Source organism: Oikeobacillus pervagus, assembly GCF_030813365.1.
Lineage (GTDB): Bacteria > Bacillota > Bacilli > Bacillales > DSM-23947 > Oikeobacillus > Oikeobacillus pervagus.
Genome location: NZ_JAUSUC010000009.1, coordinates 17234 through 32899, shown reverse-complemented (window position 1 = coordinate 32899; position 15666 = coordinate 17234). Strand labels below are relative to the sequence as shown.

Below are 15666 nucleotides of genomic sequence, written 5' to 3'. Positions count from 1 at the left end.
TTGGACTAGCTTTTTTTATTTTAGATAGATAGAAAAGAAGATTGAAAATTTAATCTATTTATCATATAATAAGAACAGATGTTCCCTTTTTAATTAAAATCAATGAAATCGATGTTTTTGATATAATGGACTTCGATAACAAGCTTAGTAGAGGTGTTTTCATAATGAAATTTATTCATACAGCTGATTGGCATTTAGGTAAATTAGTACATGGAATTTATATGACCACACAACAAAGAGAAGTCTTGCAGCAATTTGTAAAGCTTGTGGAAGAGGAGAGACCTGATGCGGTTATTATCGCTGGTGATTTATATGATCGCTCCGTTCCACCAGTAGAGGCTGTGGAATTGCTTAATGAGATGTTATTTACGATAAATGTAGAACTCAAAACACCCATTGTCGCTATTTCAGGTAATCATGATAGTGCGGAAAGACTTTCATTTGGTGCATCGTGGTTTCAGCATAGTCGATTTTATCTAAAAGGTGGATTAACAAACGATTTTAGCCCGGTAAACATAAATGGGGTAAATTTTTACCTTATTCCATATGCAGAGCCTGGAATTGTCCGTGAGCTATTAGATGATGAGTCGATTCATTCCCATGAAGAGGCGATGAAGGCAATGGTTGGAAAAATAGAAAAACAATTAAATCCCAATGAAGCGAATGTGTTAGTCGGGCATGCGTTTGTACTAGGTGGGACGACATCTGATTCAGAACGTATTTTGTCTGTTGGGGGCTCAGGCTGTGTTCCAAGTGATGTTTTCTCTCCATTTGATTATACAGCACTTGGGCATTTGCATAGCCCCGATGCTATTAAACATAAAACGATTCGCTATTCTGGCTCTCTATTAAAATATTCTTTTTCGGAAGCAAAACAACGAAAGAGTGTCTCGATTATTGAGATGGATGAGAAAGGGAACTTTTCCTTAAAAGAACATTCTCTCACACCATCCTTAGATATGAGGGAAATAGAAGCATTTTTGGATGAGCTATTAGATCCTGCCTTTTATCAACAGCAGAACACAGAAGACTATATTAAAGTTATTTTGAAGGATGAAGGGGCAATTGTGGATCCCATGGGAAAACTCCGAAAAGTATATCCAAATATCCTTCATTTAGAACGAAAGATTGAAGCAATTGATCTACGAAAAAAACAAAGCTACCAAACAGTTCGGGATGAGAAAAAATCAGATTTAGATCTATTTACTCACTTTTATGAACAAATGACAAGTCAATCATTTTCAAGTGAAAAACGGGAAATTATGAAGAATGTCATGGACAAGGTAAAGTTGGAGGCTGAAAGCAGATGAGACCACTTAATTTGATGATGCAAGCGTTCGGACCTTACGCAGAGAAAGAAGAAATTGATTTTCGAAAATTAGGGAATCGAACCATGTTTGTCATTTCAGGGAAAACCGGTTCTGGTAAAACGACGATATTTGATGGAATTAGCTATGCCATATACGGGAAAGCAAGTGGAGAGGACCGCAATGGCAACGAACTTCGCAGCCAGTTTGCGAAGGATAATCTTTTGACCGAAGTATCTTTATTATTTTCATTAAGAAATAAACTCTATTACATATGGCGCTCCCCTCAACAGGAGAAAAAAAAGGAACGCGGTGATGGGTATACAACTGTCAATGCTAAAGCGGAATTATATGCGATCAATCATGAGGGAAAAAAAGAAATACTCGCTGGAAATGTTCGTGAAGTAGATGAAAAGATAAGAGAGCTGATTCAATTGGATGCGAATCAATTCCGGCAAATTTTAATGATCCCCCAAGGTGAATTTCGTAAGCTATTAATATCTGACAGCAAAGAAAAAGAAGTCATTTTGCAACGACTTTTTTCCACTCAGTTTTATAAAATGATAGAAGAGAGATTAAAAGCAGAAGCAACGGAACTAAAAAATCAAGTCCATCACCTTCTGAATGAACGGAACCGGCTACTAGGAAGCATACAACCATACTCTCAAACGATGCAAAATCTTCTTAAAGAAAATACCTTAAATGAAATCGAAATCACACAGCTATTAGATAACGAGCTATTACAAATGAAAAATAAACAATCCATATTAATGGATGAATATGAAAAAAGCCAAAAGGCACATGATGAGATCATTGAACAGCAAACTCAAGCGAAAGTCTTACTCGACCAATTTACCCATCAAATGCGATTACAGAACGAAAAAATCAAGCTTGACGAGGACCGGGAAAAAATTCATCAACTCGAACAGGATCTCCTGTTAGCGAATAGGTCCGGTAAATTAGCTCAGCAAGAAGAATATTGTCGAAAATTAAGCAATGAGAAAAAAGAGTTAACATCTCGACAACAGAAATTGCAAGAACAATTTCAAAACATTCAGCAAAAACTAGAACAGGTAAAGCAACAATATGAAGAGGAACAAGGTCGAGAGGGAGAACGTAATGAACTCGCTAAGGAAATCAATCAATTAGAATCGATGAAGCCGTTAGTCTATTCTTTTTCCAACGAGAAAAAAGAGCTTGCCCTACTTCAGACAAAAGCCCAGGAAGTGCACCGTAATAAACAGCAAACGCAAATACAACTAGAAAAAATCGAGAAAGAGTTGGAACAAATCGATCGAAAGGTTAATCAAGTAAACGAATTGAAAGTGCAATTTTTGAAAGATCAGATGCAGCAAGAGAAAACAAAGCAAGTCTGGATGAAATTGAACAAAATAGCGAATTGGCAATTAGAGCTGCAAAAACTACATGTAGTGGAAACGAAAGAACTTGAAGAATTCCAACATATTGAAAGGTCTTTTGAAGATGCAAAGGCAACATTGCAACATCTTGAAGAGAACTGGCGGGATGGACAAGCAGGATTACTTGCCGAGCAATTACTAGACAATGCCCCATGTCCTGTTTGTGGTTCAACTCACCATCCTAATAAAGCAATGGTCCAAGAAAATTTACCAAGTGAGGAAGACCTGAAAGCGGCTAAAGAAACCGTCTTACAATATGAAAATGAAAAACATAAAAAGGAAAGGAAATTATTTGAATATCAATCCAAACGGGAAACGCTGGAATATAATATTCAGGAAGAATCAGATGCAATAACGAAGTCCGTTGGGAACTATTCAGTTGAACAAACGGCTTATTTCCAAGATCATCTTCAACAGGAAATGGATTTGATGAATACAAGGATGTCTAGCAATGCCGATATCATTCATCAACATCCTATATTAGTTGAGAAAATGGAAAGTTTAAAAAATATGCAAGTGCAGGAAAAAGAACAATTAGCTACCTATGAACGAAAAGAAAATGAAGTCAAGGAACAATATATTGCAAAGCGGACACAAGTTGAAAAAATGACAGAATCAATTCCAGAAACCTTACATCAAAAGGAAGTATTTGATAAAGAATTAAATGGAATGGTTTTAAAACAGAAAAAAATGAAACAAAGGCTGGAGGAAACAGAGAAACAGTATTATGATTTTCAAATTCAAACGAAGGGCTTTCAGTCGAGATTGGATGAAATGCAAACAACGATCGAAGAAAAAAATCAATCATTAGAAACAGAAAAATCATTATTTTTATCGATGATGAAAGACGAACAATTTGTGGATTACAAACATTATGAGCAGTCAAAACGTTCAGAGGATCAAATAAATAAAATTCAACAACAAATTCGACATTATCATGAGACCTATCGTTCGATTACAGACCGATTACAAGAATTAAACCAAAACTTACAAAATGTCAAAAAACCCGATCTGATAGCTTTGGATGAAAAATTTAAAAAAATCAATGAACAATTGGACAAGATTAATCAGGAAATGAGTAATATCCAGCATAATATACGCTTTAACGAGCGAATTCAACATGAGCTTCAATCATTAAATGTTCAGCTAAAAGAGCTAGAAGAACAGTATAAAATGATTGGTGATTTATCCGATATCGCTTGCGGACAAAATGTTCATCGATTAACATTTGAACGCTTTGTTTTAGCCGCATTTTTAGATGATATTTTACATGTAGCTAATCAGCGACTTACCAAAATGACGAGTGGACGTTATCAGCTGTTAAGAAAAACAGAACGCGCGAAAGGGAATACGCAAAGTGGCTTGGAATTGTTAGTTTTCGACCAATATACTGGACAAGAACGTCATGTGAAGACACTATCAGGGGGCGAAAGTTTTAAAGCAGCTTTATCCCTTGCGTTAGGGCTTGCAGAAGTTGTTCAACAATATTCAGGAGGAGTTTCACTTGAAACAATGTTCATTGACGAAGGATTTGGAACGTTAGATCCTGAATCATTAGATCAGGCTATTGAATCATTAATGGAAATTCAAAATAGTGGTCGTTTGGTAGGGATCATTTCCCACGTTCCAGAATTAAAAGAACGAATTGACGCTCGACTTGAAGTAGTCGCAACACAGAAAGGGAGTTACACACAATTTCACTTTTTCCATTAATCCTAAAAAAGAGTCATTACCATTTTATTTGTTCCATAGTGTGTCTTGTCGAACACTATGGGATAATCTTTTACCTAAAGAAATCCCTGTAAACTTAAAGATCATCTCATCAACCGCTTCTTTATCCCACCTAAACGGGCAGTTAAACCTCCACCTCAAAATGATTCGGAAACAGAGAAGATAGGTGGAGGATCACTGCTTCTAAGGAACCGATAAGTTTAACTAACATTTTAGTGGGGAATGAAGAAAACCCCCACTGAATGAAGTTTACTTTATAACTGCTGCCCCCTTATTCATCCAAATGAAATTGCAATCTATTTGAAATAAGATTCCTATACTTTCATTGATTTTGTCTACAATAATGAATAACTTGGATTGGGTGTGAAGAGGATTTTATACGATTTAAAGGTGAAAAATATGAAATATAAAACTTTTTCGAAATATGAGCATATAATCATATATATAGTGTGGAAGGTATGTTAAACTTTTTTTATAGCAGGTTAGGAACGGAGGGGCGGTTATGGATGAATATCGTTTGAAAGGATTATCATGTGCAAATTGTGCACGAGAAATGGAAGAGGAAATTCAAAAATTACCAAATGGCAAAGATGCCAAAATTTTTTTCAATTCTGGAAAGCTTAATATTTCAAAGGACGTGGATATAAAAAAAGTAGAAAAAATCCTTGCGTCAGATGGAGCCGTGCTTGTACGTGAGAGAATGGACAATCAAGGACACGAAGAGCATGATCACCCCCATGGAAATGGGCCTAATTGGAAATTGCTCGTGGCCATCTCATTCGGATTGTTTTTACTTGCGATGTTCACAACGAATTGGTTACCTGTTTCCGTTACAGTTGGATTATATTTAGCAGCAACCGCCATTAGTGGCTTCCAAACATTTATAAAAGGAATTAAAAATTTGTTTCGCTTGAAATTTAATATTGATACACTCATGACCATTGCGCTTATTGGAGCATTTAGTATTGGGGAATGGAAAGAAGGGACACTTGTTGCGATCCTCTTCGGTGTGAACGAATATTTAGAAGGGCTTGGTATGGAAAAAGCTCGCAAATCCATGGATTCATTATTAAAGGTGGCGCCAAAAGAAGCCATCCGTATTGAAAATGGAATTGAACGCCTTGTTCCCATTCAATCGTTAAATAGAGGGGATATTGTTCTAGTGAAGGCCGGTGAAAAGATTCCTTCAGATGGGGTTGTCTTGGAAGGGAAAAGTTCGGTCAATGAGGCTGCAATCACAGGAGAATCGATGCCTGTTGATAAAGGAATTCACGATTCTGTTTATGGGGGCAGTATTAATAATGAAGGAGTGCTGAAAGTCGAAATAACCAAAAACTATGTAGACTCTTCATTAGCTAAAATTTTGCATTTAGTTTCTGAAGCACAAGAAACGAAAACCCCTACAGAACAGTTTATTAATCAATTTGCAAAATATTACACCCCTTTCATTATGTTCATTTCATTCGTAGTTATGACGATTCCGCCATTATTTATGAATGGACATTGGGGTGATTGGTTTTACCAAGGCTTAGCCGTTCTTATCGTTGGTTGTCCTTGTGCCCTTATCCTTTCATCACCGATTGCTATTATTTCGGGAATTACCCGAAACGCAAGAAACGGGATCTTAGTGAAAGGTGGAGTCTACTTAGAAGAACTTGGAAAAATCAAAACGATTGCTTTTGATAAAACAGGTACGTTAACAAAGGGTAAACCTTTTGTTGAAAAAACAATTGTATATAACAAGGATGAATTCTTCTTTGTGTCTGGATCCATTGAAAAGTCCTCTTCCCATCCATTAGCCAAAGCGGTAATGGAGGAGGTCAATAAACAAAAGATTTCTTTTTACGATCCAGAAGAAATCCAAACTTTAGCAGGACAAGGGATCATCGCCACAATGAAGGGGGAAAAATATTTCGTTGGTAATGAAAAAAGCTTACATCATTTAAATTTGACTGAAGAAATTCAAAGGGACATCGACGATTTGAAAAATGAAGGATTCACGCTTGTGATAATTTCCAATGAAGAGAATGTATTAGGAATGTTTGGGATTTCAGACCAAATTCGACCGGAAAGTAAAGAGATTATGGATCAACTAAAACAAATTGGCATCGAACATACAGTCATGTTGACAGGTGATCATGAAAAGACAGCTGAGAAGGTAGCAGATAAAGTTGGGTTAACTGATTACTTTGCAGGGTTATTGCCTGATGAAAAAGTAGAGAAAATAAAGAATCTGACTCAAAAATCAAAAACTGCGATGGTGGGAGACGGAATCAATGATGCCCCAGCATTAGCTACTGCTAATTTGGGGATTGCCATGGGAAAGGGAACAGATAGTGCCATTGAAACAGCCGATATTGTCTTAATGCAAGATCACTTAGGCAAGCTTCCATCGGCGATTTCGATTAGTAAAAGGGTGAATGCCGTCATTAAATGGAATATATCGATAGCATTGGGATTAAAATTAATCGCACTAATTTTAACCATTCCTGGTTGGTTAACACTATGGATTGCCATCATGTCCGATATGGGAGCAACAATTTTAGTCACTTTAATTAGTTTAACGGTTCTAATCGAATCTAAGAAAGAAAGTACGTTAATGGTTCCATCCTAATAAGAAGAATCTTTTTTTGATCATTTATTTCAAGCTTTTCACCTTCTGTCACTAAATTTTCACGAAAAAAATCAGTTGGAAGTTGAGAATCACTCTTCATTCGTCTACCATTGAATATATACAGAAGCTTCTCAGGAGGGAATTATTTTGAAGTTATTAAAAAAGATCTTATTCATTCCCACTATCACAGCACTCCTTTTATTAGCCGCATGTAGTAATAGTGATTTTCAAGGGAATATGGACGTGAAAATGCAAGACTTTTCATATGTAAACCAAGATAATAAAAAAGTAAGTTTAGATGATTTGAAAGGAACCGTTTGGATTGCAGATTTAATTTTCACAAACTGTAAAACGGTTTGCCCACCGATGACGCATAATATGACACAACTTCAGCAAAAATTAAAAGAAGCAGGAATTAAAGATTATCGAATCGTCTCATTTAGTGTGGACCCAGAAAATGATACACCTGAAAAATTAAAAGAATATATCGGCTACTATGAAGCGGACGAGTCTAATTGGGATTTACTTACAGGTTATACTTCTAAGGACATTAAAGAATTTGCGGAAAAATCTTTAAAAACATTAGCTGTTCCAGAACCTGATTCAGACCAAGTGATGCATGGAACAAGTTTTTACCTTGTTGACCAAAAAGGAATCGTCGTAAAAAGTTATAGTGGGTATGAAGATGTACCATATGATGAAATTGTTTTAGATATGAAAACTTTAATCAATCAAAAATAAACTAAAAGAAAGGGAGCTTGAGTTTTTTTAAGCTCTCTTTCTTATGGGGGCAAGTCGAGACATTTGCAAGGATCCCTATAAGCTTGTACATTTGTATACAGCAAGAATGAAGGAAGGTGTTCGCTTGGAGAAGAAGTATTTTACGATCGGAATGGCTGGCCATATTGACCATGGTAAGACAGCTTTGACGAAAGCTTTAACGAATATAGATACGGACCGATTAAAGGAAGAAAAAATAAGAGGGATCTCGATTGAATTGGGGTTTGCTCCATTATATGAAGATTCTGAGGTACATATTTCCGTCGTGGATGTTCCAGGGCATGAACGATTTATTCGACAAATGATCGCGGGTGTCGCTGGAATTGATTTAGTTTTATTAGTGGTGGCTGCAGACGAAGGGGTCATGCCACAAACGAAAGAACATACGGAAATTTTACAACTGTTGGGAATTAAGCAAGGGATGATTGTTGTAACGAAAGTGGATAAAGTGGAGAAAGATCTTTTGTCGTTAGTGAAAGAAGATATTCGCGAACAGTTAAAAGGGACTGTATTTGAGTATGCTCCTATTTTCTGTGTTGATAACGTTTCAAAAGAAGGAATCGAATCGTTAAAAACATCAATTATTCAAGAACTAAAGAAAGAGCCAATGCGTAGTATGGAGGGAGAGTTTCGTCTGCCGATTGACCAAGTTTTCACGGTAAAAGGTCAAGGAACAGTTGTACGGGGGACCGTTTATGAAGGAGTCGTTCATGACGGGGATACTTTGCATGTTTTTCCGGAAATGTTGGAAGGAAAAGTAAGACAAATTCAAGTTCATCATTCCAAAGAAGCAAAAGGGTTTGCAGGTCAACGAGTAGCGATCAACCTAGCGAATATAATGAAGAATGAAATTCATCGAGGGGATGTACTTGTATCATCACCACATGTCACAAGTACGCAAATGTTAGATGTTTCTCTTCAAGTGATTGCAGATATAAGAATGCCTGTGAAACAAAGGATGCTCGTCAAGGTGTATATTGGAACAGCTGAAGTGATGGGGAAAATCACATTTTTTGATCGTAACAAAGTAGAAAGTGAACATAAAGAAATATTATGTCAATTAAATTTACAACAGCCAATTGTCGCTAAACGAGGCGATCGGTTCATTATCCGACGACCTTCTCCACCTGAAACGATTGGAGGGGGTTGGGTCATTGATCCCAAGGGTGAAAAATATCGATTTGGTCAAAGGACAATGGAGCGACTGAAAAAAAAGAAGGAAGCGACACCGGAAGAAAGATTGCTGGAGCTAATCAAAGTCCACAAAGGAATGGCTTTTCAACATATGTTAAAGGAAACCTCCATACCAGAAGAACAATTGCAAAAAATATTCCAAAGCTCCCCTTGGATCCAATATAAACAACAGCATTACACACACGAGCGTATCATTACTTCATTAGACGGAAAAATAAGAGATGAGCTTCAAGCTTTTCATACATCAGAACCGATGAAACAAGGAATGAAGAAAGCGGAATTGATCCATGTCCTTTCCAATTCTTATCCAAAAGATCTTATTCACTTTGTCATGGAACGAGGAGAAGAACAATTAGTGTGGAAACAAAAGGGACCAATCCTTCAATTGACTCATTTTCATCCGTATATTCCAGATCAATGGAAAAAAAGAGCGGAAGAAATACTCCACTTATTAAAACAGGATGGGGTGAATCCCGATTCCTTATTCGCTTATTTTAATCAGCAAAAAATTCCTGAAAAAATGAGAGAAGATTTAAAACAATTTTTCATTTATGAGAAAAAAATCATAATGCTAGATGAGAAATTCGCCTGGCATATGGATGTTTTCGAGAAAATATTGAAAAATTTACATGTTCAAACAGACGATCACTTTGAATTAAAGAAAGCAAAGGAAATCACCCAATTATCGCGGAAATTTCTGATTCCATTTCTTGAAACTTGTGATCGTATAGGAATGACAAAGAGAGAAGGGAATCAACGACTTTGGATCGAATAAAATTTTGTCATGTAGTGGTGTGACCCTCCACACCACTTCCAATGGAATGATTGGTGAAAAGTGTTAATAAAAAACGATGAAGATTCGAATTCTGAAAAAAAGGAAGGGAAAAATAATAAAGAAATCCCGCTAATGGAATCGTTTTCATTGGAGAATTCACAAATTTGTAATTTGCAACTTCATCAAAATGTAGTAAAATAAGAATGTAGTAAATTTTCAGAAAATTAATAGAGAGGTGATTGTATGAAATATGGAATGTATAAGTTTGGTTCAACGAGTCCGATTAAGTGTGATTGTGGTTGGGAAGGTCTCCGTGCGGAACTTCGTCAGCAATTAATCATTTTAGAACAAACCAAACGAGGCGATGTTTTTGATGCCGAAGATATTTATGTATGTCCAAACTGTTCCGCAAGAAAGTATTAATCATATCAAAGGTTTCCTACAAGTATCTGCCTACATTATTACCTATCCCGTATTAATTTGTTCGACTTACGAGTTTTCATTATGTTTTAATTGAAACCATTATTTTTAATGGAGTTTAAAAAGTAATGTGTTTTTTCCTCATTTATCCTTTACAATGCTCATTCCTCACAAATGTAAGGTGCGTTTTCTGAATATTTCAGAAAGCGTCCCATCTTTTCAAAATTTCAACTTCTCGAAGAAGATGTATTTCGGGACTAGAAGATGATACACAGATACGGTTTTCAAGGACGACAGTCACTTTCATCCTCCATTTATGATTGAAATTATTTAACTCAAATACAGAAAGATATCACATATTAATGAATTTCTCGTCATTTCTAGTATAATTTATTTTATAGAGGTGATGAGGATGGAGAAAGTGTTGCGTGGCCACCATCTTTTGTGTGTTCACGGATTTCGCGGGATGGGATATAATGATGGCTTTGTTGCGAAAATGAAAGAGATTGTGGAGGATATTCGTAACGAAGAGAAGGATTTTTTCATTCAAGTTGTTGCTGATTTAGATCAAGCCTGCGCGGCTTGTCCCAATCGTGGCGAGACAAGATGTGAAGCATCGGCGAATTCTAATGAACATGTCTTAACATTGGATGAAAATGTGATCCATCATTTAGGATTAAAAAAAGGTGAAAGCTATTTGAAATCAGAGCTTGTGGCTTTAACCGCTAAGAGAGTGGTTCCAGATGATTTAGATATCCTTTGTAAAAATTGTTCCTGGTTAGCTGCAGGTGTATGTAAAGAAGGAATGGCCAACCTACGGAAAAAATATAAGATAAAAAAATAGCGTGAAGGCAGGATGAGGAGGACATCTTGCTTTTTTTGTTGCATATTCATCCCGTTCATTTTGCTTATGAAATTGTAACAAAGTGAAATGGATGATAAGATATTCCTGAACATGAATATTATTGAAGGAAGTGACTAGATGATTGACGCGAAATTATTAGATGTAAGAAAAAAATTTGAAGATAGCCCCTATTTCCAATTTCTAGGTATCGAAATTCTTTCATTTGAGGAAGGAAATGTGGAAACGAAACTTCAAGTAAAAGAAGATTTCATGAATACAAACGGAACATTACATGGAGGGGTACATGCTTCCATGATTGATTTTGTCATGGGAATGACGATTGTTTCAAAAACAAAAATAAAATGCAATACGATGAATTTAAATATTCATTACATAAAACCCGTTTTGACAGGGGATATCTTCGCAAAAGGATTCATTGTACATGAGGGCTATAAAACCATCGTCGTGGAAGGGATTCTTTACGACAAAGAAGGCGAACTCATTGCCAAAGGTTCTGGCACGTTTAAATTGATGAGAGGGAAATAATCGAGGGGATATAGGAAGGAGATTTGGAAACCGATTTCCGAAACACCTTCCCTATTTCAATCATGATTCGATAGTTGGATGGAAGCGTAGACTTCCAGAGTCTTTGATTTGTAATTGGATGTCAATGTCAATAGAATCCTTTGATAAAGGAATTTCACCAGAAACTTGGTTCTTTTTCCAAAGGGGATTATTTTTGCGGTAAAGTGCGCCAGATAAATTATAAATATCAGAGCCCTGTTCTAAAGCGGTCTGATAAGTGGTCTGAATTTGCTTTCTCATTGTTTTCACTGCCTCTTTACGCAACTCTTCTAAAGGTACGGCTTTATCAAATAAATTAATTGAAGCTTTTGCGTTTATTTTAATTTTAAACCGAATTTCCCCATTTTGCACAAATGGGATGATTGTTGATTTTTTATCTTTGATGACTAACGACGTTTCGTTATCGTCTGATAATTTCATGGTCAATTGATCACGGGTAAAATGGTTTGTTACCCATCTGAGCCCCCTCGCTTTTTCTTCTGATATTTTTCCTAAATAATGTTTGTCACGATGATAAAGGGTAACCCCTGAAAAGCCAACCATATTTCTTGGCTCCTTGTTCGTTTGCCACACTGTTTTTGTCACGTACACTTTGGGGATGGGTACGCTGTAACCTGGTTCATTTAAAGCAATAACGAATTCCCGCATATTTCTCATTGGAAGAAAGGAGCTCTGTTTTAAGCTGCTTTCAGGTCGCGATAGTTTAGATAAGGTTGTTGAAATACTAAGTAATGGTGTAAATAATAATATGTCTTCTAAATGATCTTCAGCTGAAAAAATATTAATATGATACCTGATTTCTGGATACCGATTCCATAATTCCATCACATCTTGTATCCCTTTTTCCTTAAGTAAATTTTCAGTGAGGATTAAAAAAGAAACATCGCTCCAATATATTTTAATTTGCGAGGATTGATACAATTTAAACAAGGCTTCATCTAAATTCTTCGCTTTTACCCTGCCCATTTCTGTTGGATCTTTTTCTTCATCACCGCCTCCTTCTGTTTTAGCAATACTCCCAAGATTAATGATCTGCAAATATATAATATATTCTCCATCAACATAGTCTACTCCAATGCCATGTGCATATACCATATCTTCTGGTGGCGTTGAATCAGAACAGCCATGAATGAACAGCACGCTGCTAATCATCAAAAGCAATAGGCGATTTTTTTTCGAAAAGAAGGATCGGATCATGACCTGAAATTTTCGAATCAAACTATTTTGACAAGTGATCATCTTGTGTCCGTTTGGCTGGGATTCTGTCTTTATGGACTGGGCCATTACTCTCCCTCTTTTCTCGTTGAATCTTTCGGATTTAACATTGATGGACGTTTTGCGTATGCTTTCCAAGGGAGTCGAAAGGAAGTGACCAAAACTGATTTGATATCAAAACGCGTTACAAACGATAAATAAGGCACCCCGAATATTCGGATATTGGATAAATAAGTAATAATAAAAAACATGGAAACAAAAAAACCAAAGAACCCCAAAAAGGAAGATAATAAAAGGACAAAAAATCGAAGGACACTGACGGTTCCAGTTAGCGTTTGATTGACAATCGTAAAACCAGCTACAATCGACCCAGCGATGACGACTAACATGGATGGGCTTGTAATTCCTGCACGAATTGCCGAATCTCCAATAATAAGTCCCCCGACAACACTTAAGGTTTGTCCGATTGCCATGGGAAGTCTTAGTCCTGCTTCACGAAATAGTTCAAAGATAATTAACATGAGAAATCCTTCTAATGCTGGGGATAACGGCACTCCTCTCCTAGATTCGACTACAGTGGCAAGTAAGGAAATGGGCAGTTGATTTTGATGAAAGGCCGTAATGGCTATCCAAAATCCTGGAACAAATATAGCAATAAATAAGCCCATGATTCTCCCTAATCTTTCCATACTATTAAATACGACTGGAAATGCGCTATCTTCCGCACTTTTAAACAAGAGGAATAGATTCGCTGGTGTAATGATGACATATGGAAATCCATCGATCAAAATGATCACTCTTCCTGTCACTAATGATTGAACAGCAAAGTCTGGACGACCACTATAGTCATATCTTGGGAAAAAAGATGATTTTTTTTCAATTAATGACATTAACTGATTGCCACTAAATAGGACATCAATATCAATAAGATGAATGCTTGTTCGAAGTTCCTGTAGTATTTGCTGATCCGTAATATCTTTAATATATAGTACTCTTACTTTTGTTTGTGAACGCCTCCCAATAATGAAGTCTTCAGAACAGAGAGAGTTCGATGGAAGCCGTTTTCTGATTAGCGCCATATTCACGGTAATGTCCTCTATGAAATTATCACGTGGACCGACAATGGCCACTTCCATATTTGTTTCTTCCGGTTGACGCTGTGGCTTTTTTCCGAGATTAACTGCAAATAAGGTTTCACACCCTTGGAATAGCAAAACCACTGCACCGTTAAAAACATTAGATAATAGATCTTCTGTTTTCTCGATTGACTGTAAAGAAGGAATGGATAAATGGTTTAAAATATATTCTTTTGATAATTGTAGAACAGATGGCTTTGCAAAAAAGCGATTAAGTGTCTCCATAATTCTTTGGTCAAGAGCTTGTTCGTCAATCATTCCTTCGCAATAAATAAGTTGCACTTCATAAGATTGCTGTTCCTTTACAAAATGAACAGGTTTGAACGTTACATCTGAATTAGATTCAAACAATTCTTTTAATCGTTTTATTTGTTTGTTGGACGATTTATTTTGTTGTGAATCTAGTACTTCGGATAATTTTTTTATCTTTTTCACTGGGATTCCTCTTTTCTTTTTGAAATGAATACGAATAGCCCTATGAGTAGAGTAATGCTAGCAAAAAAGTAAAATGAAAAGGGAAGGATGACATTTTTTAGTAAGCGATAAAAAATGATGTCACTAATCGGTAAAAGACAGAATACAAAAAGAGCAACAATCATTATGATGAAAAGGAAATAGGTCGCCTTTTGTTTCTTGGTACTAAAAATTTCTAATATTAAAATGAAAATGAGAGAAATACGGATAAAAGCACCTGAAAGCCATTGGTAAATGGATAAAAAATCCAAATGTTCAATAAACCTACCTAAAGATGCAAGTCCCCATTGTTCGTAAGCACTAAAACGTTGATTACTAGCTTCCGATGGTCCAAATTCTGTGATCGCCCCAATCGTCGGTCCAAAAGCCAACCAAAAAAGGAGGAAAGCGGTAAGGACAAGATGCTTGAATTTTATTTCCTCTTTCACACGATGTTGGAATATAATAAACATAAACAGTTCAGTCATACCAGATAAGGGGTAAATGCTCCCTTTTATCACGGGCTGAAATCCATGTTCTAAAACGGGAAGTAACAATGAAAAACTTTTAAACTGCATATTTGTAAAAGAAACGAAAAATCCAAAAATAATGACAAAAAATAAGATGAAGAAATTAGCAATAGCAAGTCCACGTAATCCAGTAAGGGCTGCTACTGCACAAAGGAATAAAAAAAGCCCGACTAATACGAATGAAGGAGTATTTTGCAAATAGGTTACTTTTGTCCAAACAACCGTATCCTTTAATGTCACTGCCCCGATGATGATCAAAAATAAATAGAGCAAAGCGGCAAAAAGAAAGGATACCACCTTCCCAAACTTCTCATTTAACCAGGTAAACAAATGCGCTTGGTTCGTTCCTTTATGAATATAAATTAGCAAAATTGCCCAAATAATGGATACGAATAGGACTAAGATGAGGGAAATCCAGGCATCTCGACCAGCCGTATCGATTAACGGATCAATAATTAAGACATGAACTTTTAATCCCAAGGCCGTAACGGCTAATAGGATCAGTTGAAATAAACTAATAGGTCCGTTTGTGTTCATCAATGATTATCATCCTCTTTGAAGGTGAACGTTATAGAAAGGAACATCTTCTTGTAGGATTACCTAATAAATAAAAATTATGAAATTTTTCAAATGATGAAGGCATATGAGATAGACCATTTATTAG

11 protein-coding genes are annotated in these 15666 nt (G+C 36.2%); 8 read left to right on the top strand and 3 right to left on the bottom strand.

Annotated elements, in window-relative coordinates; translation table 11 throughout:
- The first annotated feature begins 164 nt into the window (after positions 1-164).
- The 8 genes from J2S13_RS05155 (at position 165) to J2S13_RS05120 (ending at position 11629) form a co-directional block, all read left to right on the top strand.
- Complete coding sequence (locus J2S13_RS05155) at positions 165-1310, top strand: exonuclease SbcCD subunit D (RefSeq protein WP_307256642.1); 1146 nt, start codon at positions 165-167, stop codon at positions 1308-1310.
- Positions 1307-4438: an SbcC/MukB-like Walker B domain-containing protein gene (locus J2S13_RS05150; protein WP_307256641.1), complete on the top strand. Its 3132-nt coding sequence runs from the start codon at positions 1307-1309 to the stop codon at positions 4436-4438. The genes J2S13_RS05155 and J2S13_RS05150 overlap by 4 nt, the downstream gene beginning before the upstream one ends.
- A 520-nt stretch (positions 4439-4958) precedes the next feature.
- A complete protein-coding gene (locus tag J2S13_RS05145) occupies positions 4959-7070 on the top strand; it encodes a heavy metal translocating P-type ATPase (protein ID WP_307256640.1) in 2112 nt (703 codons plus the stop codon).
- A 144-nt stretch (positions 7071-7214) separates the two neighbouring features.
- The gene (locus J2S13_RS05140; RefSeq protein WP_370873965.1) at positions 7215-7811 is read left to right on the top strand and encodes an SCO family protein; all 597 of its coding nucleotides are present in this window, start codon (positions 7215-7217) and stop codon (positions 7809-7811) included.
- A gap of 124 nt (positions 7812-7935) precedes the next feature.
- The gene (gene selB / locus J2S13_RS05135) at positions 7936-9819 is read left to right on the top strand and encodes a selenocysteine-specific translation elongation factor (protein ID WP_307256638.1); all 1884 of its coding nucleotides are present in this window, start codon (positions 7936-7938) and stop codon (positions 9817-9819) included.
- Positions 9820-10062: 243 nt separating this feature from the next.
- Complete coding sequence (locus J2S13_RS05130) at positions 10063-10242, top strand: hypothetical protein (protein ID WP_307256637.1); 180 nt, start codon at positions 10063-10065, stop codon at positions 10240-10242.
- Between the two features lie 409 nt (positions 10243-10651).
- Positions 10652-11083 (top strand): DUF1284 domain-containing protein, encoded by a 432-nt coding sequence (locus tag J2S13_RS05125; RefSeq protein WP_307256636.1) that lies wholly within the window; start codon positions 10652-10654, stop codon positions 11081-11083.
- 138 nt (positions 11084-11221) lie between these two features.
- Positions 11222-11629, top strand: coding sequence for a PaaI family thioesterase (locus tag J2S13_RS05120; protein WP_307256635.1), 408 nt, complete (start codon positions 11222-11224; stop codon positions 11627-11629).
- Positions 11630-11689: 60 nt separating this feature from the next.
- On the opposite strand, the gene J2S13_RS05115 is transcribed toward J2S13_RS05120, so the two are convergent.
- The 3 genes from J2S13_RS05115 to J2S13_RS05105 are packed head-to-tail and all read right to left on the bottom strand — an operon-like array spanning position 11690 to position 15539.
- Complete coding sequence (locus J2S13_RS05115) at positions 11690-12952, bottom strand: Ger(x)C family spore germination protein (RefSeq protein ID WP_307256634.1); 1263 nt, start codon at positions 12950-12952, stop codon at positions 11690-11692.
- Complete coding sequence (locus J2S13_RS05110) at positions 12952-14454, bottom strand: spore germination protein (RefSeq protein WP_307256633.1); 1503 nt, start codon at positions 14452-14454, stop codon at positions 12952-12954. Before J2S13_RS05110 ends, J2S13_RS05115 begins: the two co-directional genes overlap by 1 nt.
- Entirely contained in the window at positions 14451-15539 is a 1089-nt protein-coding gene (locus tag J2S13_RS05105) for a GerAB/ArcD/ProY family transporter (protein WP_307256693.1), read from the bottom strand. Before J2S13_RS05105 ends, J2S13_RS05110 begins: the two co-directional genes overlap by 4 nt.
- Between the last annotated feature and the right edge of the window lie 127 nt (positions 15540-15666).